Origin of the sequence: Venatorbacter sp. C2-1 (assembly GCF_022832715.1) — a bacterium.
Classification (GTDB): domain Bacteria; phylum Pseudomonadota; class Gammaproteobacteria; order Pseudomonadales; family Oceanobacteraceae; genus Venatoribacter; species Venatoribacter alkanivorans.
Genome location: NZ_CP094879.1, coordinates 771,554 through 795,821, shown reverse-complemented (window position 1 = coordinate 795,821; position 24,268 = coordinate 771,554). Strand labels below are relative to the sequence as shown.

Genomic DNA, 24,268 nt, shown 5'->3' with positions numbered 1-24,268 from the left:
ACGCCAGATGTCAGAATTATCCCCCTCCGTTAAAGTGGTACGCTCTTACAATTATAACGAGCTCACCATGAAATCCGTTCTTCCTCTGTTGTTTCTGCTGTTGTTGGGCATTCCCGCTCAGGCCAGCTACAACGATCTGCGTGTTCTGACCCATAACGTGTATCTGCCGGTCTTCCTCTGGGGACTGGGCACCGGCCCGGGTACCGATCAGCGTGCAGCGCTGGTCGCCCAGGCAGACTATATCCGCGGCTACGATGTGGTCGCGCTGAATGAACTGTTCGAACTGAACTACGACGGCAGCGGCCCGGCCAATGTCATTCTGCAGGGGCTGGCAAACGACTATCCGTATCAGACGCCGGTGATCGCCTCCGACCTGAATGCCAGCCAGTGGGATGACAGCATTGGTTATATTGATCCGGTTAAAAAGAATGGCGGTGTTGCCATCCTCAGCCGCTGGCCGATTGAGTATCAGGCGCAGGTGATGTTTAACAACAGCTGCGGTGACGACTCTCTCGACAACAAGGGCTTTGCCTATGCGCGCATTCTGCGTAACGGTGAACGCCTGCACCTGATCGCCACTCACACCCAGTCAGAATCATCCAGCTGCGGCGGTACGCCAAAAGGCTCGGCGGAGCGTCTGGCGCAGTTCGGAAAAATCCGCGATTTTATTGCTGCGCAGAATATCCCTGCACATGAACCCGTGATTATCGCCGGCGACCTGAATGTTAAAACCCAGGGTCCGGAATATCAGAACATGCTCAGCGCACTGAACGCCCGTGCTCCGCAATACCTGAATGATATCCCCAGCTGGAACCCTGAGCAGAACGACCTCGCGGCCAAACAATACCCCGGCTACGCCCCTGAACACTTGGATTACCTGTTGCTGTCGGCCGCCCATGCAGACATCCCGGGCTGGGGCAACGCCACCCTGCCGATTGCGGCAGCCAGCACCTGGCGGGATACCGTCATTATTCCCGACAGCTACCATTATGAATCGGATGAATATTCCGACCACTTCCCGGTTGTGGGTTTAGGCGCCGCTGCCAGCCAGCCGGACATCAGTCCGCGTCAGGAGCGTTATCGTCAGGTGCGCTTCAAAGCGCTGAACAGTGGCGGCTATCTGGGTCTGAGCAATAACAGCGACGGCTGGCTGACCACCAATCACAGCGCCAGCGATGCCAGCAGCAGTTTCAGTATTGAAGGCTGGGGAACTCAGTTTACCGACCTCTATTGCCTGACCAGTAATAACTATAAAGATGTCGGCGGCTGGCCCGGAGCCTATATCAAGCTGCGCAGCAACCAGAACGGCCGCTATATGAATTACTGGCGCGGCGGCGATGGCGACTACGGTTATTACGCCGCCAGCAGCCCGTCGGAGAACCTGTATTTACGTAAAGTCGGACCCGTCAGTGATGGTTGCCTGAAAGACGGCGATGAAGTGGTGTTCGGTGATTTCGGCGGCAGTTTCTGGTACTACGTACGCAACTGGCAGGGTGGTAACTGGCACAACCACCTGTTCCTCTGGGATCGCAGCTACGGTAACGATCACCGCTTCCGCGTTGAAATAGATTAAGCGCCAAAGAGTGCCATGCGGTTATTCCGCATGGCACTGTTTTTTTAAGGCATGTTCTCTTTAAGACAAATTTCCCTTACGGAGCCTGCTCTTTACAGAACGCTCCCTCAGGAAGGGGCTTTTATTCCGGCTGCCAGATAAGGCTCCAGTGCCAGAATACTGTCTGCCAGCCCCTGCGGGATATCACAGGGCTGTCCGGCCTTGTAATCAAAGAACACCAGCAGACTTTCACCTTTCGCCACCAGGCGTGAGGTTTCATGACTCCAGACCGCGTACTCCTGGGTAATACGCCCGCTTTCCAGACGCAGACTGCGGATACCGACACTCAGTGTATCCGGGTACTTTACCGGCGCCAGAAACTTAGCATTAGTGGAAGCCAGAATCGGCCCGCGGGCATAGTTGTTCATATAATCAAGAATCTTCAGATTATCGAAATACTGCACTCTGGCGCTTTCAAAATAGCGGAAGAACTGGATGTTATTCACATGCTGAAAAGCATCCATTTCCCCCCAGGCTACCGGTACTTCAATGACGACCGGATATTCATACAAATCCTGCATAGCATTCTCCTGTAGTTAACGTGGTGACGACCGGCCTCTTTGTGCCGGTTTTCTGACAATCATCAATGTCTAAAAAGTCAGAAAAGACACTTTAGCAATAGACATGCCTTTATTGCCGTTAAATCATCGAAAATACTAAAATCAGGAAATTGATGAATATTATTCAGCTCATTTAAGGGCCGGTGACACCAATCATAAACAGCAGGTACAAAAAAACCCCGGAGCCTGAGCTGCGGGGTTTCTTTGCTGCACCAGATGCGGATTACAGCTCGAAGCTGTGACGCAGAACGATGGTTTCTACACGGTCAGGACCGGTGGAAATAATATCGATCGGTGCATTAATAGCCTGCTCGACAAAACGCACGTAGGCACGGGCATTTTCCGGCAGATCATCAATGCTCTTGGCACCAAAGGTCGATTCCGTCCAGCCTGGCAGCTCTTTGTAGACCGGTTTGATCTTATCGAACTGATCAGCACTGGCCGGTACATTCACAGCATTGCCATCGGCATCTTCGTAACCAACACAAACTTTGATGGTTTCCAGACCGTCCAGCACGTCGAGCTTGGTCAGACAGATGGTGTTGATGGAGTTTACACGGATCGCGTGTTTCACCAGCATCGCATCGAACCAGCCACAACGACGGTCACGGCCGGTGGTGGTACCTTTTTCTTTACCAACAGTCGCCAGGTGTACACCCACGTCGTCGAACAGTTCGGTCGGGAACGGGCCAGAACCTACACGGGTGGTGTAAGCCTTGGTGATACCCAGAATCTGATCCAGATACAGCGGACCAACACCGGAACCGGTCGCTACGCCACCGGCAGTGGTGTTGGACGAGGTTACGAACGGATAAGTACCGTGGTCGATATCCAGCAGAGTGCCCTGCGCACCTTCGAACATGATGTCGCCACCACTTTCGCGGATCTCGTGCACCAGGTTCACAGCGTCAACAACAACGTCTTTGATCTGTGCTGCCCAGTCCATGCAGGACGCCAGGGTTTCTTCGTAGCTGACTTCGTCAACGCCGTAGTAATTTTTCAGCGAGAAGTTATGGTATTCCATCACTTCTTTCAATTTGTCGGCGAACTCCGGCTGATACAGATCGCCAACGCGCAGGCCGCGACGGGATACTTTATCTTCGTAAGCCGGGCCGATACCACGACCGGTGGTACCGATCTTGGCATTGCCACGCTTGATCTCACGAGCCTGATCCAGAGCGCAGTGATACGGCAGAATCAGCGGACAGGCATGAGAGATACGCAGACGTTCCATTACCGGTACGCCACGCTCTTCCAGTGCCCGGATCTCTTTCAGCAGAGCATCCGGTGCCAGCACCACACCGTTACCGATGATACAGGTCACGCCATCACGCAGGATGCCGGACGGAATCAGGTGCAGTGCGGTTTTCTCACCGTTGATTACCAGTGTATGACCAGCATTGTGACCACCCTGAAAGCGCACAACAGCGGCGGCTTTTTCAGTCAGCAGGTCAACAATCTTACCCTTACCTTCGTCACCCCATTGGGTGCCCAGAACAACAACGCTTTTGCCCATCGCGGTATCAATCACTCTAAAAAATTAAGCTTCGACCAGCTGCCACTGGCCATCCAGTTTTTTCAGATACAGATCCGCCCGGATCGCATCATCGTTCAACGGCACCAGAACCCGTTTGCCCTGCTCGCGCAGTTGCGCAATCAGTTGCCATAAGGCCGGGTCATTATCATTGGGTGCAACTACTGTCTGTTTTGCTTCTGCCTGATAGGTTCCGAAACGGGCCAGTACCTTCAGATCAGCACTGAAGCCGGTTGCCGGACGGGCACGGCCGAACACCGCACCGGTTTCGTCATAACGGCCACCCTGAGCGATGGCATCGCCATAGCCAGGAATATAAGCAGCAAACACCAGACCGGTGTGATAGTTATAGCCACGCAGTTCGGTCAGGTCGAAATACAGCGACGTCTGCGGGAAACGCTGCGCCAGTTGCTCTGCAACCTGCTGAATATGCGCCAGTTCGGTGGAAGTTTCCGGTACCAGCTCTGCCATACGGCTGATGGCGGCATCCAGTTTCTGCCGGTCGCCCTGCAGGCGGATCAGCAGTGCAAAGGCTTCAGCCAGTGCGGCATCCTGAATTTCGCGCGCGGCCCAGGCTTCAAGGTCGGTGGCGCATTTCAGTTTCAGCAGATCAAACAGCTCGCGCTGCTGTTCAGAACTGATGCCGGCTTTGGCTGCCAGCGCACGGAATACGCCGACATGGCCCAGATCCAGATGCACCTGCTGTACACCGGCGGACTCAAGCAGGGTAAGCATCAGGCTGATGATTTCAACGTCGGCACCAACACCGGCTTCGCCGTACAGTTCAGCACCAATCTGCGTCGGGGTGCGGCTGGCCAGCAGCGAGCTGGCCTTGGCATGGAATACGGTACGGCAGTAGCTCAGACGGCTGATGCCTTCCGGAGCCAGACTGTGGGCATCGATACGGGCAACCTGAGGCGTGGTATCGGCACTCAGTCCCATCAGACGGCCAGACAGCTGGTCGGTGACTTTAAAGGTACGCAAATCGAGATCTTTGCCAACACCGGTCAGCAATGAGTCCAGATATTCAAGCGCCGGTGGAATCACCAGGTCATAGCCACAGTTATCCAGCAGGTCGAGCAAACGGCGACGCAACTGTTCAATCCGCCGCGCCTGTGGCGGCAGCACTTCTTCAATACCATCCGGCAATAGCCAACGGTCAGCGCTAGTCATCGTCCAGCCTTTTAATTGATTACGTAAAGTAAACCCAGCCCGATCAGCATACTGATCAGACCGGTCATGCGCATCGTGCGATCATCGACTGTGGCCAGCTGAGCGACCAGCTTGCGCCACCGGGCGGGGTAGAGAAACGGCATTACCCCTTCAAGAATAAACACCAGGCAGAGGGCGATAGCGAATTCGCGCCATAAATCAGGCTGCACCGGAGGTCCTCAAAAGAAAATCGCACAAAAAAACCGGGCACCAGGCCCGGTTGCAGGATTCTACCAAAGCCGCTGCGCCTTGAACATGGTTAAGGCGCGGGCATTGGTTATTGCTTACTTGCCTTGTGCGTCCTTCATATAACGGAAGAAGTCGCTGTCCGGCTCCAGCAGCAGCACATCGCTCTGGCTGAAGGTCTGGGTGTAAGCTTTCAGACTACGGGTAAAGGCATAGAACTCAGGGTCTTTGTTGTAAGCAGACGCATAAATACGCGCAGCCTCAGCATCGCCCTCACCCTTGGTGCGTTCAGCATCACGGTAAGCTTCAGCTTCCAGAACAGTTTTCTGACGATCGGCATCGGCCTGAATACCTTCTGACAGCTCTTTACCCTGTGAGCGGTGTTCGCGCGCTTCACGCTCACGTTCCGCCGACATACGGTTATACACCGAGGCACTGAGGTCATCCGGCAGATCGACGGCTTTAACGCGCATGTCGAGAATCTCAATACCCAGGTCATCCTGAGTCTGAGTATTCAAGGCAGCAGTCAGCTTGGTCATCAGCTGATCACGCTCACCGGATACCACTTCATGCAGGGTACGGTTGGCGATTTCATCACGCAGACCTTTGTTGACCAGGTTAGCCAGCAGGTTAGATGCTTCCTGACGGTTACCGGAAGTGGCTTTGTAGTAGGAATTCACATCCTTGATACGCCACTTGGTGAACGAATCGACGATCACATATTTTTTACCGGAGGTCAGGAAGTGCGATGGATTGGTATCCAGCGTCAGTACCCGTGCATCAAAACGCTTAACGTTCTGCATAAAAGGCACTTTCCAGTGCAGACCCGGTTTGATGTCATTGTCGACCACTTCACCGAACTGCAGCTTGATCGCGCGTTCAGTTTCGTTGATGACGTACAGGCCCTGACTGGCGACCAGCAGCAGCACACCCAGAACGATCAGACTCAATAAAGCTTTCGGAGACATTAACGACCCTCCCTGCGAGTAGTGTTGCCAGTGCTGTTCTGACGGGTGCGGACTTCATTCAGTACCTGATCAGTCAGACGGGAAATATCACCGCTGCTCAGAGACGCGCCGTCGCCCTTGGCTGTCGGCAGGCTCTGCATCAGTTTATCCAGCGGCAGATACATCATGTTATTGCCGCCCTTAACATCCACCAGCACTTTGCTGGTATTGCTGTACACATCAGACAGCGCTTCGATATACAGACGCTCGCGGGTAACCGCCGGCGCTTTTTTGTATTCGGAATAAAGATTGTTGAAACGGGCTGCCTCACCCTCTGCGCGGGCGATGATGCGGTCTTTATAAGCACTGGCTTCTTCCAGCTGACGCTGGGCGCGACCACGGGCTTCCGGCACAACCGCATTGGCGTAGGCTTCAGCTTCGTTGATAAAACGTTCTTTATCCTGTTTGGCTTTCTGTACGTCGTCGAATGCCGCTTTCACCTGAGCCGGTGGGCGGGCATCTTTAATGTTGACGTTGGTCAGCACCATACCGGTCTGGTAACGATCGAGGTAATCCTGCAGACGGATCTGTACTTTTTCAGCCAATACCGCACGGCCGGTGGTCAGGATTGGGTCCATCGCCGCAGAACCGACTTCATGACGCAGCGCACTTTCCGCCGCAGACAGCAGGGTACGCTCCGGCAGCTCAACACGCAGGGCGAAAGCAATCGGGTCGGCCACACGGTATTGCGCGTTCAGTTCCACTTCGACGATATTTTCGTCTTCGGTGAGCATGCGCTCTTTAATTTCGGCTTCACGCACCTTGGTGGTGTTTACAGGAATCACCTGATCAACCAGAGGCACTTTAAAGTGCAGACCCGGATTCTCAGTTTTCAGGTATTTACCCAAACGCAGTACAACACCACGCTCCTGTTCATCCAGGGTGTAGAAGGAGTTAAAAGCCAGCATAACAACCAGAATCGCCGCAGCAATACCAAAAAAACCGCCGGCACCACTACCGCTGTCACCGCCGTTATTGTTATTGCCATTTCCCTTGCCGAACAGACCATTAATCTTGTCCATCAGCTGTTTCAGGGCATCATCCAGATCCGGTGGCTGATTGCCGCGATTTTTATTACCGCGGTTGTTGTTACCCCAGGGATCATTGGGATTGCCCTTTCCGCCGGGCTCATTCCAGGCCATAAGTCACTCCAGTTAGGCAGACAATTCGATGCGCACGTCCGTATGACAACGCATCCTGAAAAATATCAGAACCGGTTGCATTGAGTAACATCGTCACTCAGTGCCAGGCTTCCTGTACCGGTTCAAGAAAACGGCTTTCGGCCATATCAGCGCGCGCCAGAGCACGTTTGAAATCCTGACGCTGCATTCTCAGGGTCAGTACCATATCACCGTTTTCAGCATAGTGTTCTTTCTGTATCGCACCCAATTCGTAAAGAATTGCACGTAACTTGGCTTCCGCCGGGTGCAGACAGATATCTTCATTGAAGACTTCCGTACTCAGCAGTTCGCCAATAGCCTGGTTCAACAGATCCAGTCCAAGGCGCTGCTGTGCCGATACCCACACCGCCACCGGTTTGCCCTGATCGTCGCGGTCAATACGTGCTTCGCCGTGTTCCAGCAGGTCAATTTTGTTGTAGACCCGCAGTTGCGGCACCACATCGGCTTCAATTTCTTTTAATACCAGCTCAACCTGCTGAATATTGCCTTCGCGTTCCTGTGCCGCACAGTCGATCACATGCACCAGCAGATCCGCTTCGGCCGCTTCCTGCAATGTGGCCTGAAAGGCCTCAACCAGTTTGTGTGGCAGGTGGCGAATAAATCCCACCGTATCGGCCAGTACCACTTCACCGACGTTATCCACCGCAAAGCGGCGCAACGTTGGGTCAAGAGTCGCAAACAGCTGATTGGCCGCATACACATCGGCGGTGGTCAGGGTATTAAACAGGGTCGACTTACCGGCGTTGGTGTAACCGACAATGGCCACACTGGGAATCGATGAACGCTTACGCGCACGGCGGTTCTGATCGCGCTGGGCATGAACCTTGTCCAGCCGGGCGTTGATATTTTTTACCCGTTCACGCAGCAGACGACGGTCGGTCTCAAGCTGGGTTTCACCCGGCCCGCGCAGACCAATACCACCTTTCTGGCGTTCAAGGTGAGTCCAGCCACGGATCAGACGGGTCGACTGAAACTGCAGCTGCGCCAGTTCAACCTGCAGCTTACCTTCGTGGGTACGCGCACGCTGGGCGAAAATATCGAGAATCAGACCGGTACGGTCGAGAACACGGCACTGTAATGCCCGCTCCAGGTTACGCTCCTGGCTGGGTGACAATGCGTGATTGAAAATAACCAGTTCTGCGCCATGCAGGCGCAGAGCCTGACCGATTTCCTCCACTTTACCTTTACCGATAAAGGTTTTGGGATCGGGGGTTGAGCGTTTGGTGGTTACCAGATCCACCGGATCGGCACCTGCCGAAATAACCAGTTCCCTGAACTCGTTAAGGTCCTCACGGTTGAGACCCTCAGGAAAATCAATATGAACCAGTACTGCGGTTTCGCCGCCATTATCCGGGCGTTCAAAGAACAAATCAGCGGCTCCTGCGTTTACTCGTCGCTGCTGCCATCAACTTCGCCGGTATCTGCAGGCTGCAGACGCACATTGCGGGATGGTACAACAGTAGAAATTGCGTGTTTATAAACCATCTGACTGACCGTGTTTTTCAGCAGAATAACAAATTGGTCGAATGATTCGATCTGACCTTGCAGCTTGATGCCGTTTACCAGAAAGATAGACACTGGAATACGTTCTTTGCGCAGCTGATTGAGGTAAGGGTCTTGTAGAGAATGCCCTTTTGACATAATGGTCTCCTTAAATGAAGGTGTGCCGTCCAATGTGGGGACAGCCAAGAAAAATAATAAGCCCCAGTTCGTCCGGAGCGACGCGAATGCGATAAAGCTGCGAAATCAGGACGATGCGCTAAATATGGCGTTGGCATGCAGGATTTTCAAGGCGCTTTGCAGAAGATTACTATCCTCTGTCTCCAGCCAGTACAGATCGGGCCAGCTGCGCAACCAGGTCACCTGCCGCTTCGCCAACTGGCGCGTGGCTATAATGCCACGCTCAATCATTTCCTCATAATCATATTTGCCGTCCAGATAGTCCCATACCTGGCGGTATCCGACGGCCCGCACGGAAGGCATATTGACGTTCAGATCACCGCGCGCATGCAGCTTTTTTACTTCATCGATAAAGCCCTGCTCCACCATCTGGCGGAAACGCAGCGCAATACGTTCATGCAGGGTACTGCGTTCACGCGGACATACGGCCAGATTGACCACATGATAAGGCAGTGGTTCGCTCTGCTGCTCAGCCCAGAACTCGGTCAGGGTTTTGCCCGATACTTCATACACTTCCAGTGCGCGCTGAATACGCTGTGAATCCATCGGCTTTAACCGTTCCGCCGATTGCGGATCGATGGCAGCGAGTTTTTCGTGCATATGCGGCCAGCCATATTGCAGCCCTTCTGCCAGCAGACGCTCACGAACCTCTTCATCGGCCTGTGGCAATTGCGCAGCGCCATCACGCAGAAATTTAAAGTACATCATGGTGCCGCCGGTCAGCAGTGGTACCTTGCCGCGGGCGGTGATATCAGCCATTTCGCGCAGTGCATCCTCACAAAAACTTGCCGCGGAATAACTCTCTGCCGGATCAATCAGATCAATTAACCGGTGCGGCGCACGCCTCTGCATGTCTGCATCGGGTTTGGCGGTACCGATATCCATCCCCTTGTACACCAGCGCCGAATCAACGCTGATAATTTCGCACGGATATTTTTCCACCAGCTCCAGTGCCAGTGCGGTTTTGCCGGAAGCGGTCGGCCCCATCAGAAAGATGGCCGGCGGTAATTCATGCACAGTGCTCATCAGCGGCCCCGTAAAAACAGTTTATCCAGTTCACCCATGGTGAGCTGAGTCCAGGTCGGACGGCCATGATTGCACTGGCCGCTGCGCTCAGTGGCTTCCATATCGCGCAGTAAGGCGTTCATTTCCGGAATACTGAGTTTGCGGTTTGCACGTACCGAGCCATGACAGGCCATGGTGCCGAGTAATTCGTTGCGGTGCGCAAGAATACGGTCGGAGGTGCCGTGTTCAAGCAGGTCGCCCAGCATGTCAGTGATCAGCCGTGGTACTTCCGCCTGCTGCAGCAGCACCGGAATCTGGCGTACAACCACGCTTTCCGGCGCTACCCGCGCAAGCTCAACGCCGAGCAAGCGGAATTCATCGGCAAACTGCTCGGCGGCATCAGCTTCGCGCTCACTCACCGCCAGCGTCACCGGCACCAGCAGCGGCTGACTCTGCACGCCCTGTTGATCAACGGCGATCTTTAACCGCTCGTAGGTAATACGTTCATGGGCCGCATGCATATCAACCACCACCATACCCTGTGCGTTCTGAGCCAGAATATAAATGCCGTGCAGCTGAGCAATGGCATAACCCAGAGGCGGCATATCGGCGCTGGGCGTTTGTGGTAACGGCTGTGGCTGACCCTGCCGTACTTCCTGTCCCCAGGGCGCATCATCGAGCGGCTGACTGAGCGAGCGCAGGCCGTCCAGTTGCGCACTGACGGCCCCCTGTTGCGGCACGGCATTAAATGCAGGCTGATAGCTGCCGGCATTTTCCTGTACCGCCTGCGCCTGCCAGTCGAGGCGTGCCTGCTCCTGAAACTCACCGGCCTGCACACCACTGAGCGGCGCCGTCTGTGGCACCAGCGTCGCCGGTGTGCTGCCCGCCAGACGATCATCCGGACGCACATCACCCAATGCTTTATGCAGAGTGCGGAACAGGAAATCATGCACCAGCCGGCCATCGCGGAAGCGCACTTCATGCTTGGTCGGATGCACGTTCACATCCACCAGTTTCGGGTCCAGCCAGAGGTAAAGTACAAAGGCCGGATGACGACCGTGATACAGCACATCGCGGTAGGCTTGCTTAATCGCATGCACCACTAATTTATCGCGTACCACACGGCCATTAACAAAGAAATACTGCATATCCGCCTGCGAGCGCGAGAAGGTCGGCAAACCGACCCAGCCCTGCAGTTGCAGACCCACCGCTTCGGCGTCGATATGCACCGCGCTGTCGATAAAATCTTTATTGAGCAGGCTGGCAACGCGCTTTTCGCGATCAATAGTGCGCTCGGCACTGCGCAGCTGGTGAATCACCCGGCCATTATGGCGCAGCGAAAATGCCACATCGTAACGGCTTAACGCCAGCCGCTTAACGGTTTCTTCCAGATGGGAAAATTCGGTTTTTTCAGTGCGTAAAAACTTCCGCCGCGCCGGGGTATTAAAAAATAAATCGCGCACCTCAAGCGTCGTACCCACCGGATGCGCCGCCGGAGTCACGCTTGCGGCCATATCACGGCCTTCGGCATGCACACTCCAGGCTTCTTCCGCATGTTGCGCTCTTGAAGTCAGGGTTAACCGGGTGACCGAGCTGATACTGGCCAGCGCTTCGCCGCGAAAACCAAGACTGGCAACCGCTTCCAGATCATCCAGCGTGGTGATTTTACTGGTGGCATGACGGCTCAGCGCCAGCGGCAGATCATCGTGTTCAATGCCATGACCATCGTCGCGGATACGCAGCAGCTTGACCCCGCCCTGCTCAGCATCAATTTCGATGCGGGTTGCACCGGCATCCAGGGCGTTTTCCACCAGTTCTTTAACGATATTGGCAGGACGTTCGACTACCTCACCGGCGGCGATCTGGTTCGCCAGGCGCGGTGACAGCAGATGAATTCGACTCATAAAAATACAGCCCGGAAATCAGGTATTAGGAATTTTGATACGCTGGCCGATGCGCAGCTGATCATTTTTCAGTTCGTTGACGCGACGCAGCTCATTAATCGCCACACCATTTTTAACGGCAATATCCGACAGGGTATCGCCACTGCGGATTACATAGGTATTAAATACCGGCGCACTGCTTTTCTGCACGGCAAGCAAGGTTCCCCGTGGCGGATGCTCACGGAAATATTCGGTAATACCGGCAAAAATCGCCCGTGCCATTTTTTTCTGATAATTACTGGTGGCCAGTTTACGCGCTTCATCCGGGTTGGAAATAAAACCGGTTTCTACCAGCAGCGCTGGCATATCCGGAGCTTTTAACACCACGAAAGCCGCTTCTTCCACATGGTTTTTGTGCAGCCGGGAAACGTTACCAATATTGTCGAGAATATGGGTGCCGAGTTTCACGCTGGAATTGCGTTTGGCGGTCATGGATAAATCCAGCAGTGTCATCGCCAGATGATCTTCTTTATCTTCCAGGCTGACACCACCGATAAGATCCGATTCATTTTCTTTATCGGCCAGCCAGCGCGCCGCCTCTGAGGTTGCGCCACGTTCCGACAGCACAAATACCGAGCTGCCATGGGCGCTCGGATGTTTGAACGCATCAGCATGAATCGACACAAAAAAGTCGGCATTGGCTTTACGTGCTTTTTCGGTACGTTCACGCAGGCCGATATAGTAATCGCCGGTACGCACCATAAAAGGGTGGAAACCGTGCTCTGCGATTAACAGTCGCTGTAATTCTTTGGCAATGGCCAGTACCACATTTTTTTCCCGCGTACGGCCATGACCAATCGCACCCGGATCTTCACCACCGTGACCGGCATCGATGGCAATAATAATGTCGCGTTTGTTGTCGGTATAAATATCGGCTTTTTTAACCGGCGCCACGACCTGAGCACCCACCTCACGCTCCAGATCAACCACCAGACGGTGATTGGCATACACATTATTCGGCGCCAGCGGAAAGCTTTTCGGGTTCAGAGGTTCTGTTACATCGAGCACGATACGCACGTCATTACCATTGCGCTTGCCACTGCGGATACCGCGGATGGACGTGGACTGCAGATCAACTTTCGCCAGATCGTTCAGCACTTTGGAGTCGGCCAGATCGATCACGACCCGGTCAGGATTGCTGAGGGTAAATATTTTATGTTCCGCCGGGCTGGATAAATCAAACACCAGACGGGTTTTATCCGGCGACTGCCAGACCCGCACATCTTTAACGTCGGCATGCAGTGCCGGGCTGAGCAACAGCGGCAATATCAGCCCCAACAGGAAAACAGGCAGAAAAACAGGTTTCATGTCTGCTCAAACTCCTGCGCCAGCTTATCCAGAGACTGCACCCAGCGCTGACCACGCTCACTGCCGGCCTGCCAGCTCAGTTCGCGGCTGTCGCCCAGATCATCAATATGCAGTACCAGATCGGCCGCAGGCAGAACACCGCGGCCTTTTTCAGCCCACTCAATTAAACACAACGCCTGGTTATCGAGATAATCGCGGATTCCCATAAATTCCAGCTCTTCAGCATCGCCCAGACGATACAGATCGAAATGGCAGACATGACAGGCCGCCAGCGGATAATCCTCAACCAGAGTGTACGTCGGGCTTTTCACCGCGCCCTGATGTCCCAGCGCCTGAATCAGGCCACGGCTGAAGGTGGTTTTACCCGCCCCCAGCGTACCTTCCAGAAACAGCAGGCCGCCTTCGCTTAATACCGGCGCACAGGCCGCCGCAAAGGCCGTCATGGCGGATTCTCCGCACAGGCGAATGGTCATCAGTTAATCAGCTCCCGCAACATCATCATTAAATCGCTGGCCAGTAAACCACGCTGACCGTAACGTGCCGCCACCATATCAGCCGCAGCACTGTGCAAACAAACGCCATAACGTGCCGCCGCCCAGGGAGTCATGCCCTGCGCCAGCAACGCGGCAATCACGCCACTGAGCACGTCGCCCATACCGCCGCTGCTCATCCCCGGATTGCCGTCGGTACACAGCGCCAGACGACCATCAGGCGCGGCAATCAGTGAGCCCTGTCCTTTGAGCACCACCACCGCCTGATATTCCTGCGCCAGCTTGCGGGCCGCAGCAAAACGGTCGGCCTGCACTTCGGCAATGCTGCAGCCAAGCAACCGTGCCGCTTCACCCGGATGCGGTGTGAGCACAGCATCACGTCCGGAAAAATCACAGCGCCAGCCCGGTGATGCAAGAATATTCAGGGCATCGGCATCCAGCAGCAGCGGCCGCTCATCACCTAAAACCTGCTGCAACAACAGCTCTGACCAGCTGCTCTGCCCCAGCCCCGGACCGACCGCCAGTACCGCGGCACGGCTGAGCAATGGCTGCAGCTCCAGACCGGATTCAACAGCACGTACCATCACTTCGGGGCGACGCATCAGCAGTGGCGCCACATGTTCGGTACGGGTCGCACAACTGACCAGGCCCGCACCGCAGCGGACTGCCGCTTCAGATGCCATAGCAGCAGCACCGCCCATGCCCTGATCACCACCGATCACCAGCACATGGCCGAACTCGCCTTTATGGGCATTGCCGAGCCGCGCCGGTAAACGCTGACCCAGACGGTCCAGGCGATCCCAGCTGATGCGTTCGGCATCGGCCGGCAACTGGCGGTACAGCAGCGGATCGACGGCCAGTGAAGCAAAGGCGATCGCGCCACAGACATCCGGTCCGGCCGCGGTCAGCATGCCGCGCTTCATACCGATAAAAGTCACCGTCAGGCTGGCTTCCACCGCATTACCCATAATGCGGCCAGTATCGGCATTCAGGCCGGAAGGCAGATCCAGCGCCAGTACATCAGCCCAGTGTTGGTTGATGGCGGCAATGGCCTGAGCATAATCACCACGAACTTCGGCATTCAGTCCGGTGCCCAGCAGCCCATCAACAATGACCCGCCCTTCGTAATCCAGTTCCCCACTGAAGACCTGCGGTTGCACGCCAGCGTCCAGTGCCATTGTCCGCGCCTGTTGCGCGCTGTCCGACTGCTGTTGCAGATCGCCCAGGGTATAAAAGCAAACATCCATGCCGTGGTAACAGGCCAGTGCCGCCAGCACCCAGGCATCACCACCGTTATTACCCGGTCCGGCAAAGACGCAGATCTGCTGCTCGTCCGGCCAGCGTTCCAGTAGGCAGGCAAACGCCGCTTCACCGGCACGCGACATCAGTTCAAAACCACTGATGTTTTCCTGTTCTGTTGCCAACCGGTCAAGCTCGCGCACCTGATCAGCGCGGTAGAGTTCACCCGGCAGATGATCCCTGGCGGTGTAAGGTCGATTCATCCCTTGGCTGCCTAATATGTTAAATTGCGCAAAATTATATAGAAGCTGAGCCTGAAGACGAACCCATGACAGAAAGATCGTCGGACAATGCACCGGATTGCACAGATTTATCGCCGTCATGGGCCATATTACGCGCCCAGCTGCACAGCTGGGCAGAAGAACTCGGCTTTCAGCAACTGGGCATTACCGGGGTCGATCTGGGCGAGCATGAACAGCGCCTGCAGCAATGGCTTGCCGCCGGTTATCACGGTGAAATGGGCTATATGGCCGACCATGGCAATATGCGCTCACGTCCGGCGGAGTTACTGCCCGGCACCCTCAGGGTCATCAGCGTACGTATGGATTATCTGGCGCCGGATATCCGCATCACCGATCAGCTGAGCGATAAAAATCAGGCCTATATTTCGCGTTACGCCCTCGGCCGCGATTATCACAAGCTGGTGCGCAAGCGCCTGACCGAACTGGGTAAGCGCCTGCAACAGGCCGCCGGCGAGATGGGCTTCCGCGCCTTTGTCGACAGCGCACCGGTACTGGAACGGGCGCTGGCCAACCGCGCCGGACTCGGCTGGATCGGCAAGAACACCATGCTGATCAACCGCAAAGCCGGCTCGTATTTTTTCCTGGGCGAAATCCTCACCGACCTGCCGCTCCCTCTGGACGAGCCCTACACACAGGATCATTGCGGACGCTGCACAGCCTGTCTGGATATCTGCCCGACCCAGGCTTTTGTCGGCCCCCACGTGCTGGATGCCCGGCGCTGTATTTCTTATCTGACCATCGAGCTGAACGGGCCGATTCCTGAAGACCTGCGATCCGGCATCGGCAACCGTATCTTCGGCTGTGATGACTGCCAGATCGGCTGCCCCTGGAACCGTTTCAGCAACGCCAGCAAAGAAGGCGATTTCAGCCCACGCCATCAGCTCGACAAGGCCAGTCTGTTGCAGCTGTTCGCCTGGGATGAAGCCACTTTTTTAAACCGCACCGAAGGCATGCCCATCCGCCGCACCGGTTACGAAAACTGGCTGCGCAATATCGCCGTTGCCCTGGGTAACGCGCCGCGCAGTCTGGAAGTGGCCGACGCCCTGCAACGCCGGCGGCCGCAGGTCAGCGCTCTGGTGCAGGAACATATCGACTGGGCGTTACAGCAACAGCAAACCCCATGATGAGCCACACAATAAACCCGTGGGCAAACAGCACCTGTCTGATACCGTCAGACTGTCTAAACTTCAGAATTACCGGGCGATTTCGCAGACGCCCCAGCTGTTGGAGACCTTTATGACCGTTGCCTCACATCCGGCCCGCGAACATCAGCGCCTGCAGGCATTAAAGGAACTGGATATTCTCTACCTGCCGCTGGAAGACCGCTTTGATCGTATAACCCGTACACTGTGCCGGTTATTTGATGTCCCGGTTGCGTATCTGTCGCTGATTGATGACGAAACCCAGTGGTTCAAATCGATTCATGGCCTCGACCTGATCAGCACGCCGCGCTCTGATGCACTCTGCCAGCACACTCTGCTGGAAGACGAATATCTGATCTGTGAAGACATGACTCAGGACCCGCGCTTCGCCGACAACCCCTACGTTACAGGCGCGCCTTATGCGCGTTTTTATGCCGGTTACCTGCTCAAAAGCCGCGAACAAAATGTCGGCACGCTGTGCATTGTTGATACCAAACCACGAACTTTCAGCGAGGACGATCTGTCTGCCCTCGCCGATATCGCCAGCTGGGCGCAAACCGAACTTAACCTGACCCAGATAAGCGACGCTCAGGTACAGCTGATCAGCGAGCTGGACGAAGCCTATCAGCAGGCGCGGATCGACAGCCTGACCCGGCTGTGGAATCAGGGCACCATCAAACAGATTCTGCACCGTGCCTTTCAGCGCCACCTGCTGAATCTTACGCCGCTGTCAGTGCTGATGATCGATGCCGATCACTTCAAAAAAGTGAACGACACCTACGGCCATACTACTGGCGATAAAGTTCTGCAGAACATCGCTTCAGCCTTGCGTCAGGCATTGCGGCCGCAGGATGCGATTGGCCGTTACGGCGGTGAAGAATTTCTGATTATTCTGGATGACTGCGAACCACGACAAGCCGCAGAGTTGGCCAAACGCATCCTCAGCCGGGTGCGTAATCTCCGCTTTCCCGATGTTGCTCCGGATCTGAAAATTACCCTCAGTATTGGTATTGCCGGCTCATCGGCACGCGGACTGGAGAGCGAAACCGATCTGATGGATCTGGCCGATCGGGCGTTATACCGGGCCAAAAATAATGGCCGGGATCAGATCTGCCTGCTGCATAGCACAGAGGCGCAAGACTGAACGCTCCTGCCGGTTATAAAAAAGCCCCGCAATCGCGGGGCTTTTTTTATTGCACAGGATCTGGCCTGCCAAGCTCTTACAACGCCAGAAAGTGCTCACGGTAGTGCTGCATTTCAGCAATCGACTCTTTGATATCATCCAGCGCCTGATGGCTGCCTTTCTTCTGGAAAGATGACACCGCCGACGGTTTCCAGCGCTTGGCCAGCTCTTTCAGCGTGGACACATCAATATTGCGATAGTGCATATAGGCTTCCAGCTCCGGCATATATTTCACCAGAAAGCGGCGATCCTGATGAATGCTGTTGCCGCACAACGGTGAAGTGCCCGGTTTCACATGCTGACGCAGGAATTCCAGCGTTAACCGTTCGGCTTCACGGGCATTGGTACTGCTGTTGCGCACCCGCTCGGTCAGGCCAGAGTTGCCGTGGGTTTTGGTATTCCACTCATCCATGGCATCGAGCAATACATCGGGCTGATGAACCGCCAGCACCGGGCCTTCGGCAATAATGTTGAGGTTGCTGTCGGTGACTATGGTCGCGATTTCGATAATCACATCCTGCTCTGGCTCCAGACCGGTCATTTCCAGATCCATCCAGACTAAATTTTCGTTTTGGCTCATAACGGCTGCTCATAAATAAACACTGGGGCCTGTTAACGCTAATTAAACAGGCCTGTTATCGGCTAAAAATATTTCAGACAAGGCGCTGAGAGTGTAGCCTAACGGGTTAAGCAAACGAACAGCAACGCAGGATGAGGAATTTTTAGCCATAACCCTCCGGGCTGAGGCCAGTTTTCCCCATTAACTGCGTCGCTCGTCATTCATTTAGCCCACTAATATCACTCCTCTCTCCTTGTTCTGAGAAAAACTGGCTTTCAGCAGGCCCGATTCACTTAGTGTTAACAGGCCCCACCTGTTTAGCAACTTGCACCAGCCCCGGCCAACACGGACAATGGCCGCCTTGCCCTCACTACAGCGAAGATTGATGAGCAAACGTAAACTGACCAAACGCCAGGCCTGGCGCGTGGAGAAAATCCAGGAAGAAAAAGCCAAGCGCGCCCAGCAGAAAGAAAGCGGAATTACCGAGCAGCTGAACGCCGGCGAACTGGGCGATGAATGCGAAGGTCAGGTGATTGCGCACTTCGGCACTCAGGTGGAAATCGAAAGCCGCGCAGAAGGCGCTCAGCGTTATCGCTGCTACCTGCGCGCGAATCTGGGCTCTCTGGTCACCGGTGACCGCGTAGTATTCCGCCCGGGCGCTGAACATAACGGCGTACACTCCGGGGTTGTCGAAATGGTACTGAAGCGCAGCTCCGAATTATCCCGCCCCAACCCTTATAACGAAATTAAGCCGGTAGCGGCCAATATCGACTTTATTGTGCTGGTTGTGGCACCGGAACCTGAAGCACACAGTAACCTGATTGACCGCTATCTGGTGGCCGCCGAAAACTGCGATATCGAGCCCATTATTCTGCTCAATAAAACCGACCTGCTGAATGACAGTAACCGTGGTCATTTTGACCAGCTGCTCGGTGCTTATGAAGATCTGGGCTACCGCACTCTGCGGGTATGCAGCAAAGACGACAGCAGTCTGGGCGAACTGAAAGAATTCCTGAATGGCCGCATCAGTGTTTTTGTCGGCCAGTCGGGGGTTGGTAAGTCTTCATTAATTGCCACCCTGCTGCCGGGTGAAGAATTAAAAGTCGGTGCCTTGTCAGAAAATACCCGCAAGGGGAAACACACCACCACCACCGCGCGCCTGTATCATTTTCCGGCTGGCGGTGATCTGATTGATTCCCCGGGAATCCGTGAGTTTGGTCTGTGGCATATGAGTGAAGATGAAGTCTTGTATGGCTTTCGCGAATTACGCCCACTGGCCGGTTATTGCCGCTTCCGCGACTGCGCCCATAATCAGGAGCCAGGTTGTGCGATCCGTACGGCGGTTGAAGAAGGCAAGGTTAAACCCGAACGCTTCCAGAGTTATCAGCGTATCCTGCAGACACTGACCGAACTCTGAGTATGCAATGCATATAAAAAACGGCAGCCTCAGGCTGCCGTTTTGTTATGTTGTTTCTGATGGATCGGTAACTACCAGAACGCCTCATTTTTATTCGGTGGATTATCGTAGGTATTATCTTTTGATTCGCGTTTTTTACGCAGCTCTTCCAGTAATGACCCGGCTTTATTAATAACCGGCTGACGGGCGTCACCCGGAGCCTGATTATTGCTGTCGATAAATTCGACCTGTGGCTCACCACCGGAACGGTCACGCACAGTCTCTTCCGATTTTCTGTTCAGCAGTGTAATGGAAATACGACGATTCACTTCATTACCCGGATCATCCGGTTTCAGTGGTGCGGTATCCCCCATACCAATCACCTGCGCGATCTGCGATTTAGGTACGCCAGCTTCCATTAATGCCCGGCGTGCCGAATCTGCCCGCAGAGAAGATAAACCCCAGTTAGCATCATCCTCATCGCGGGTACCGCCGGCACGGGATGAATCGGTGTGACCGGCAATGGATAAACGGTGCTCCATGGTGGCCAGTAACGGCGCCAGTTCCCACAGAATATCTTCAGAATAATATTTAAGCCGTGCACTGCCGGGATCAAACATCGGACGTTTGGTCTGATCGACAATCTGCAGACGCAGACCTTCGGTGGTGATATCCAGCAGCAACTGATTTTTGAACGGACTGAGAGTAGGACTGGCGTTAATCTGCGCTTCAATCTGCGCTTTCATATCTTCCATCCGTTTTTTCTCAATCGCTTCGGCCAGACTTTCAATTTCTTCGGCCTGCAGAATATCTTCCGGATCGATGGTTTCCGATTCAGAGACGTTATCCGATACAGAAGGTGAACCACCCAGATCGATGACGTATTTAGACGGCACTTTTTTGCCATCTTCAAAGGCCTTCGGATCCTGAAAATACCCAGAGATAGCCGCGCGTTCCTGCTCATTGGAGGAGTTAATTACCCACAGCACCAGAAACAGCGCCATCATCGCCAGAGCAAAGTCAGCCATAGCGACTTTCCAGGCGCCGCCATGGTCGTCATGCCGGCCCTTTTTCTTACGCCGGACAATAATATTCTGGTGAGGACCTAGATTTTCCATCAGCGACCACGAACCTTGCTTTCAACTTCGGTAAAGCTCGGACGGCCATGGGTAAACAATGACTTACGTCCAAACTCAACCGCAAGCTGTGGTGGCAAGCCGTTAAGAGAAGCAATGATGCAGGATTTACTGGCTTCGTAGAGTTTAATTTCTTCTTCTGCCAGATGACGCATCACCGCGCTCACCGGGCCAACAATACCGTATGCCAGAAATACCCCACTGAAGGTACCGACCAGTGCGGCGGCTACGTGCGCACCAATCTCACTGACCTCGCCACCGATGGCACCCATGGTGATTACAATACCCAGTACTGCCGCCACGATACCAAAACCCGGTAACGCATCAGCAACTTTACCCACCGCATTACCCGGTAATTCCAGTTCGTGCAGACGGGCATCAATTTCCTGATCCATCAGAGCTTCCAGTTCAAATGAGGTCAGGTTACCGGCCGCAATAATACGGAAATAATCGGCAATAAAATGAGCCAGTTCTTCGTTCGCCTGGATCGCCGGATAACGGGAGAACACTGCGCTGGACGCCGGGCTTTCAACATCAGCTTCAATCGCCATAATGCCTTCACGCCGGGCTTTATTCAGGATGTCATAAATCAGGCCGAGTACATCCATATACATCGCCTTATTGACCTTGCTGCCCATAATGACCTGTGGTGTCAGTTTGAAACACTGCAGTACCACATGCCACGGATTCGATAGCAAAAAGGCTCCGAACGCGGAACCACAAATAATCAGAATTTCGAAGGGCTGCCATAGCGCCAGCAAATTGCCATGAGACATGACATAGCCGTACAGCACACTTCCGATTACGATCACCAGCCCAATTAAAAACAGCATTCACTAGAGTCCTTGGTGCAACAACTCCCGGAGGGAAGGATTAAGACTACAGGAGTCTCTGAATAACCCGGAAAGACTCGTACACGACGGCAGAGATACAGGATGCCGAGCAAAGCCGAATGCCAGAGCCGAGAGCTGTGCAGGTTTATTCAGACACTTCTATAGTTAAGTAAAGGCTACAAACGGCTGTTACACAAACAGGGTCATGACACACTTATCGATAGCAAAACCACCGGCAACACTCTGGCAGACGCTCGCAGACTGTCATGACTTTCCCGTTCTGGAGGAATCGCGTGAGCGTATCCGCCAGCAAATGCATAACCGCAGCGTCAGCTTTGAAGACCTCGCCAGCTCAATTGAGCGCGATCCGGCGCTTTGCCTGCATTTATTACGCCTTAGTGTGGAGCGCCATCCCGGCTGCAACGAACAGATTTCAGGGGCTGCCAGCTGCCTGTCTCTGTTGGGTATGCAGGAACTGGTTAAGCTGATGAAGCAGCTGCCTGTCGTCTCAGCGGAGACTGAAGATCCCGCCGCTCAGCTTTACCGCAATGCACTGTTAACGGCCCAGCTGGCGGGCAATCTGGCCGCAGTATGGGCCGCCAGTAAAGGTAATACCTCCGTCAGCTATGCCCGCTGGAGCACCATGCTGACCTCTGCTCCGCTATGGCTGGCACTGCTGAACTACAAACCGGCGCAGAACTGGCTGCACCTGCTAAGTCGTGGCTGTGAGCTGGCCGAAAGTACCCGGGCTATTTTCGGCAGCCAGCTTTCTGCCATACAGAAACTGAATAAACAGCTGTCGCTACCCGTTATGGCCACGGCAGTATTCAACAAAGAAAACTGGCCAGATGCCGAACAATGGCGGGTTTTGCGTCATCATGACCCTCGCGATCTGGACAATCAGCGCCCGCTGCTGCATCACTGCCAACAACCAGCGATGATCAGCCTGATGGCAAACAGCCTCGCCTGGCATTGGCATATTGCCCCTGACGGTCGTCACAGCAAACGCTGGCAAACTCTGGTCAGCCATTGGCTTGGCAAACCGCAGCACATGCTGCAACCGGAACTGCGCCAGCTGCAGGTGCAAACCAGCAAGCAACAGCACAGCGGTATTTCTACCGGCCTGCAGCTGCTGCTCAGCCCGCAACCAGCCGTCCACGAATACCCCTGGATTGATACAGAAAATGCCGCACCTAAGCAGCCAGTGCACGAGGAGCAGGCACAGCCTTATCATGAGCGCAGGGCAACACCAGCGGTTAATGCAGAGCCTGAAGAGCGCCACAGCGACGATAAATATATGAAGAAGCTGCTGCGCCAGCTGCAGCAGGAACCGGACAGCTTCGGCGACTGGCACTATCTGATGCGTGGCATGCTGAAAGGAGTTTGCGAAGGTATCGGTCTGTCGGCGGCCTGCATTGCTTTGCTGAATAAAGACAAAACCGTGCTGAAGGTGTTTTATGCTGAAGGCATGAGCGAACAGGCGCCGATGCGGCGTTTTGTGGTCGACCTGCGTAAGCCTTCGTTGTTCAACAAATTGCTGGAAAAACAATCCAGCCTGTTACTTAACAGCGACAACCGCCAACGTTTTCTGCAGCATCTGCCAGCAGCCACCAGCGAGCTGATTCCACAGCAGACCATGATGATGTCGATTGACGCCGGCGCAGCTCCGATAGGTCTGGTAATGGGTTTTGCCGCCGAACATCAGCCGGAATTATCCCAGGCGGAATACATCAGCTTTAAAAACCTCTGTCAGGTTACCAGCCAGAGTCTGGCAACCCTGAAAGCCAACACCGAAAAACGGCGCCGCGCAGCCGCAAACCACGGTCAGCCATAAGCGCTGACGCAAGCGGCGCCTGACATCCGTCCCCGGCTTGGATAAACTCTCGCCTTTATTATTCACACTGGCGGAGTTTTCCATGGCAGATTTTCCTCTGTTGCTGGAACCGGAAGCGCTGGCGGCGCAATTACCCCTGACGCCGGCCCAGGGCAAAGTACTGATTATTGAGCAGGCGAAATACGAAGATTACCTGCAGCAGCACATCCCCGGTGCCGTGCATCTGGATTTCAAACGTCTGCAATGCAGCGGCCAGCCGATTCCCGGCAAGTTACCACCGGTTGAGCAGCTGTCCGAAGTATTCAGTGAACTGGGGCTGACCCCGGATACCCATGTTATCTGCTCCGACGATGAAGGCGGCGGCTGGGCCGGACGTCTGATCTGGGTACTGGATATGATTGGCCACCAGCACTATTCCTATCTCAACGGCGGCATTGTTGCCTGGCGTGAAGCCGGTCTGCCGACCGAAAGTGGTGAGCATAAAGTACAGGCGTCCGGCTATCAGGTGGGCGCACTGCACCATGAATTTGCACTGGACAAAGATCAGATTATTGCCCGTATCGGCCAGCCGGATTTTGCTATCTGGGATGCCCGCTCTGCAGCGGAATACAGCGGCGAAAAAGTAATATCACAACGCGGCGGACATATCCCCGGCGCGGTGAACTACGAGTGGACGCTGGGAATGAATAAATCCCGCGGTCTGCGCATTAACGAACTGAACGGCTTCCGTCAGTTACTGGCAGAGATGGGCATCGATAGCAGCAAAGAAATCGCCACCCACTGTCAGACCCATCACCGTTCCGGCTTTACCTATCTGGTCGGAAAAATTCTTGGCCTGAACATCAAAGGCTATGCCGGCTCCTGGTCCGAATGGGGCAACGACCCGGCCACTCCTGTCAGCACTGGCAGCCAACCCTGAGGAATC

General features: G+C 54.7%; 22 protein-coding genes. 6 read left to right on the top strand and 16 right to left on the bottom strand.

Features of this window, described 5'->3' with window-relative positions; genetic code table 11:
• Nucleotides 1-67: 67 nt before the first annotated feature.
• A complete protein-coding gene (sph, locus tag MT343_RS03500; RefSeq protein WP_186435977.1) occupies nucleotides 68-1,573 on the top strand; it encodes a sphingomyelin phosphodiesterase in 1,506 nt (501 codons plus the stop codon).
• 107 nt (nucleotides 1,574-1,680) lie between these two features.
• Here sph and MT343_RS03495 read toward each other — a convergent pair whose 3' ends face one another.
• From MT343_RS03495 to MT343_RS03435, 13 genes are all read right to left on the bottom strand, one after another.
• The gene (locus MT343_RS03495) at nucleotides 1,681-2,133 is read right to left on the bottom strand and encodes an acyl-CoA thioesterase (protein WP_145469856.1); all 453 of its coding nucleotides are present in this window, start codon (nucleotides 2,131-2,133) and stop codon (nucleotides 1,681-1,683) included.
• Nucleotides 2,134-2,395: 262 nt separating this feature from the next.
• Nucleotides 2,396-3,688 carry an adenylosuccinate synthase gene (locus MT343_RS03490; protein ID WP_145469857.1) on the bottom strand — a complete coding sequence of 431 codons (1,293 nt, stop codon included), beginning with the start codon at nucleotides 3,686-3,688 and terminating at the stop codon, nucleotides 2,396-2,398.
• A gap of 24 nt (nucleotides 3,689-3,712) precedes the next feature.
• The gene (locus tag MT343_RS03485; protein WP_145469858.1) at nucleotides 3,713-4,879 is read right to left on the bottom strand and encodes an ATP phosphoribosyltransferase regulatory subunit; all 1,167 of its coding nucleotides are present in this window, start codon (nucleotides 4,877-4,879) and stop codon (nucleotides 3,713-3,715) included.
• An 11-nt stretch (nucleotides 4,880-4,890) separates the two neighbouring features.
• Nucleotides 4,891-5,088: a DUF2065 domain-containing protein gene (locus tag MT343_RS03480; protein ID WP_145469859.1), complete on the bottom strand. Its 198-nt coding sequence runs from the start codon at nucleotides 5,086-5,088 to the stop codon at nucleotides 4,891-4,893.
• Nucleotides 5,089-5,202: 114 nt separating this feature from the next.
• Entirely contained in the window at nucleotides 5,203-6,072 is an 870-nt protein-coding gene (hflC, locus tag MT343_RS03475) for a protease modulator HflC (protein WP_145469860.1), read from the bottom strand.
• Nucleotides 6,072-7,253, bottom strand: a complete 1,182-nt coding sequence (gene hflK / locus MT343_RS03470) for an FtsH protease activity modulator HflK (protein WP_145469861.1) — start codon at nucleotides 7,251-7,253, stop codon at nucleotides 6,072-6,074. The genes hflC and hflK overlap by 1 nt, the downstream gene beginning before the upstream one ends.
• Nucleotides 7,254-7,350: 97 nt before the next feature.
• Nucleotides 7,351-8,661: a ribosome rescue GTPase HflX gene (gene hflX, locus MT343_RS03465; RefSeq protein ID WP_145469862.1), complete on the bottom strand. Its 1,311-nt coding sequence runs from the start codon at nucleotides 8,659-8,661 to the stop codon at nucleotides 7,351-7,353.
• Nucleotides 8,662-8,678: 17 nt separating this feature from the next.
• Entirely contained in the window at nucleotides 8,679-8,933 is a 255-nt protein-coding gene (hfq, locus tag MT343_RS03460; protein WP_145469863.1) for an RNA chaperone Hfq, read from the bottom strand.
• Between the two features lie 105 nt (nucleotides 8,934-9,038).
• Complete coding sequence (miaA, locus tag MT343_RS03455; protein WP_145469864.1) at nucleotides 9,039-9,998, bottom strand: tRNA (adenosine(37)-N6)-dimethylallyltransferase MiaA; 960 nt, start codon at nucleotides 9,996-9,998, stop codon at nucleotides 9,039-9,041.
• Complete coding sequence (gene mutL, locus MT343_RS03450) at nucleotides 9,998-11,881, bottom strand: DNA mismatch repair endonuclease MutL (RefSeq protein WP_145469865.1); 1,884 nt, start codon at nucleotides 11,879-11,881, stop codon at nucleotides 9,998-10,000. The genes miaA and mutL overlap by 1 nt, the downstream gene beginning before the upstream one ends.
• A gap of 18 nt (nucleotides 11,882-11,899) precedes the next feature.
• Nucleotides 11,900-13,228 carry an N-acetylmuramoyl-L-alanine amidase gene (locus MT343_RS03445; protein ID WP_145469866.1) on the bottom strand — a complete coding sequence of 443 codons (1,329 nt, stop codon included), beginning with the start codon at nucleotides 13,226-13,228 and terminating at the stop codon, nucleotides 11,900-11,902.
• The gene (gene tsaE, locus MT343_RS03440) at nucleotides 13,225-13,701 is read right to left on the bottom strand and encodes a tRNA (adenosine(37)-N6)-threonylcarbamoyltransferase complex ATPase subunit type 1 TsaE (RefSeq protein ID WP_145469867.1); all 477 of its coding nucleotides are present in this window, start codon (nucleotides 13,699-13,701) and stop codon (nucleotides 13,225-13,227) included. Before tsaE ends, MT343_RS03445 begins: the two co-directional genes overlap by 4 nt.
• Nucleotides 13,701-15,221, bottom strand: coding sequence for an NAD(P)H-hydrate dehydratase (locus tag MT343_RS03435; protein WP_145469868.1), 1,521 nt, complete (start codon nucleotides 15,219-15,221; stop codon nucleotides 13,701-13,703). The genes tsaE and MT343_RS03435 overlap by 1 nt, the downstream gene beginning before the upstream one ends.
• A 65-nt stretch (nucleotides 15,222-15,286) precedes the next feature.
• Between MT343_RS03435 and queG the strand changes: the two genes are divergently transcribed.
• Together queG and MT343_RS03425 are read left to right on the top strand one after the other, a co-directional pair.
• On the top strand, nucleotides 15,287-16,384 hold the full coding sequence (queG, locus tag MT343_RS03430; protein ID WP_145469869.1) for a tRNA epoxyqueuosine(34) reductase QueG: 1,098 nt from the start codon (nucleotides 15,287-15,289) through the stop codon (nucleotides 16,382-16,384).
• A gap of 112 nt (nucleotides 16,385-16,496) precedes the next feature.
• The gene (locus MT343_RS03425) at nucleotides 16,497-17,546 is read left to right on the top strand and encodes a sensor domain-containing diguanylate cyclase (protein WP_145469870.1); all 1,050 of its coding nucleotides are present in this window, start codon (nucleotides 16,497-16,499) and stop codon (nucleotides 17,544-17,546) included.
• A gap of 76 nt (nucleotides 17,547-17,622) precedes the next feature.
• Here MT343_RS03425 and orn read toward each other — a convergent pair whose 3' ends face one another.
• Complete coding sequence (orn, locus tag MT343_RS03420; protein WP_145469871.1) at nucleotides 17,623-18,165, bottom strand: oligoribonuclease; 543 nt, start codon at nucleotides 18,163-18,165, stop codon at nucleotides 17,623-17,625.
• Between the two features lie 364 nt (nucleotides 18,166-18,529).
• Between orn and rsgA the strand changes: the two genes are divergently transcribed.
• Nucleotides 18,530-19,561: a small ribosomal subunit biogenesis GTPase RsgA gene (gene rsgA / locus MT343_RS03415; protein WP_145469872.1), complete on the top strand. Its 1,032-nt coding sequence runs from the start codon at nucleotides 18,530-18,532 to the stop codon at nucleotides 19,559-19,561.
• Between the two features lie 71 nt (nucleotides 19,562-19,632).
• Here rsgA and motB read toward each other — a convergent pair whose 3' ends face one another.
• On the bottom strand, nucleotides 19,633-20,658 hold the full coding sequence (motB, locus tag MT343_RS03410) for a flagellar motor protein MotB (RefSeq protein WP_145469873.1): 1,026 nt from the start codon (nucleotides 20,656-20,658) through the stop codon (nucleotides 19,633-19,635).
• A complete protein-coding gene (motA, locus tag MT343_RS03405; RefSeq protein WP_145469874.1) occupies nucleotides 20,658-21,509 on the bottom strand; it encodes a flagellar motor stator protein MotA in 852 nt (283 codons plus the stop codon). The genes motB and motA overlap by 1 nt, the downstream gene beginning before the upstream one ends.
• Nucleotides 21,510-21,714: 205 nt before the next feature.
• Between motA and MT343_RS03400 the strand changes: the two genes are divergently transcribed.
• Together MT343_RS03400 and MT343_RS03395 are read left to right on the top strand one after the other, a co-directional pair.
• The gene (locus MT343_RS03400) at nucleotides 21,715-23,343 is read left to right on the top strand and encodes an HDOD domain-containing protein (protein WP_145469875.1); all 1,629 of its coding nucleotides are present in this window, start codon (nucleotides 21,715-21,717) and stop codon (nucleotides 23,341-23,343) included.
• Between the two features lie 82 nt (nucleotides 23,344-23,425).
• Complete coding sequence (locus tag MT343_RS03395) at nucleotides 23,426-24,262, top strand: sulfurtransferase (protein ID WP_145469876.1); 837 nt, start codon at nucleotides 23,426-23,428, stop codon at nucleotides 24,260-24,262.
• Nucleotides 24,263-24,268 lie beyond the last annotated feature (6 nt).

What these genes read in the sequence shown, in the direction of transcription:
- sph (WP_186435977.1), top strand. Translation starts at nt 68, where the DNA reads ATGAAATCCGTTCTTCCTCTGTTGTTTCTGCTGTTGTTGGGCATTCCC.
- MT343_RS03495 (WP_145469856.1), bottom strand. Translation starts at nt 2,133, where the DNA reads ATGCAGGATTTGTATGAATATCCGGTCGTCATTGAAGTACCGGTAGCC.
- MT343_RS03490 (WP_145469857.1), bottom strand. Translation starts at nt 3,688, where the DNA reads ATGGGCAAAAGCGTTGTTGTTCTGGGCACCCAATGGGGTGACGAAGGT.
- MT343_RS03485 (WP_145469858.1), bottom strand. Translation starts at nt 4,879, where the DNA reads ATGACTAGCGCTGACCGTTGGCTATTGCCGGATGGTATTGAAGAAGTG.
- hflC (WP_145469860.1), bottom strand. Translation starts at nt 6,072, where the DNA reads ATGTCTCCGAAAGCTTTATTGAGTCTGATCGTTCTGGGTGTGCTGCTG.
- hflK (WP_145469861.1), bottom strand. Translation starts at nt 7,253, where the DNA reads ATGGCCTGGAATGAGCCCGGCGGAAAGGGCAATCCCAATGATCCCTGG.
- hfq (WP_145469863.1), bottom strand. Translation starts at nt 8,933, where the DNA reads ATGTCAAAAGGGCATTCTCTACAAGACCCTTACCTCAATCAGCTGCGC.
- miaA (WP_145469864.1), bottom strand. Translation starts at nt 9,998, where the DNA reads ATGAGCACTGTGCATGAATTACCGCCGGCCATCTTTCTGATGGGGCCG.
- mutL (WP_145469865.1), bottom strand. Translation starts at nt 11,881, where the DNA reads ATGAGTCGAATTCATCTGCTGTCACCGCGCCTGGCGAACCAGATCGCC.
- MT343_RS03445 (WP_145469866.1), bottom strand. Translation starts at nt 13,228, where the DNA reads ATGAAACCTGTTTTTCTGCCTGTTTTCCTGTTGGGGCTGATATTGCCG.
- tsaE (WP_145469867.1), bottom strand. Translation starts at nt 13,701, where the DNA reads ATGACCATTCGCCTGTGCGGAGAATCCGCCATGACGGCCTTTGCGGCG.
- MT343_RS03435 (WP_145469868.1), bottom strand. Translation starts at nt 15,221, where the DNA reads ATGAATCGACCTTACACCGCCAGGGATCATCTGCCGGGTGAACTCTAC.
- queG (WP_145469869.1), top strand. Translation starts at nt 15,287, where the DNA reads ATGACAGAAAGATCGTCGGACAATGCACCGGATTGCACAGATTTATCG.
- MT343_RS03425 (WP_145469870.1), top strand. Translation starts at nt 16,497, where the DNA reads ATGACCGTTGCCTCACATCCGGCCCGCGAACATCAGCGCCTGCAGGCA.
- orn (WP_145469871.1), bottom strand. Translation starts at nt 18,165, where the DNA reads ATGAGCCAAAACGAAAATTTAGTCTGGATGGATCTGGAAATGACCGGT.
- rsgA (WP_145469872.1), top strand. Translation starts at nt 18,530, where the DNA reads ATGAGCAAACGTAAACTGACCAAACGCCAGGCCTGGCGCGTGGAGAAA.
- motB (WP_145469873.1), bottom strand. Translation starts at nt 20,658, where the DNA reads ATGGAAAATCTAGGTCCTCACCAGAATATTATTGTCCGGCGTAAGAAA.
- motA (WP_145469874.1), bottom strand. Translation starts at nt 21,509, where the DNA reads ATGCTGTTTTTAATTGGGCTGGTGATCGTAATCGGAAGTGTGCTGTAC.
- MT343_RS03400 (WP_145469875.1), top strand. Translation starts at nt 21,715, where the DNA reads ATGACACACTTATCGATAGCAAAACCACCGGCAACACTCTGGCAGACG.
- MT343_RS03395 (WP_145469876.1), top strand. Translation starts at nt 23,426, where the DNA reads ATGGCAGATTTTCCTCTGTTGCTGGAACCGGAAGCGCTGGCGGCGCAA.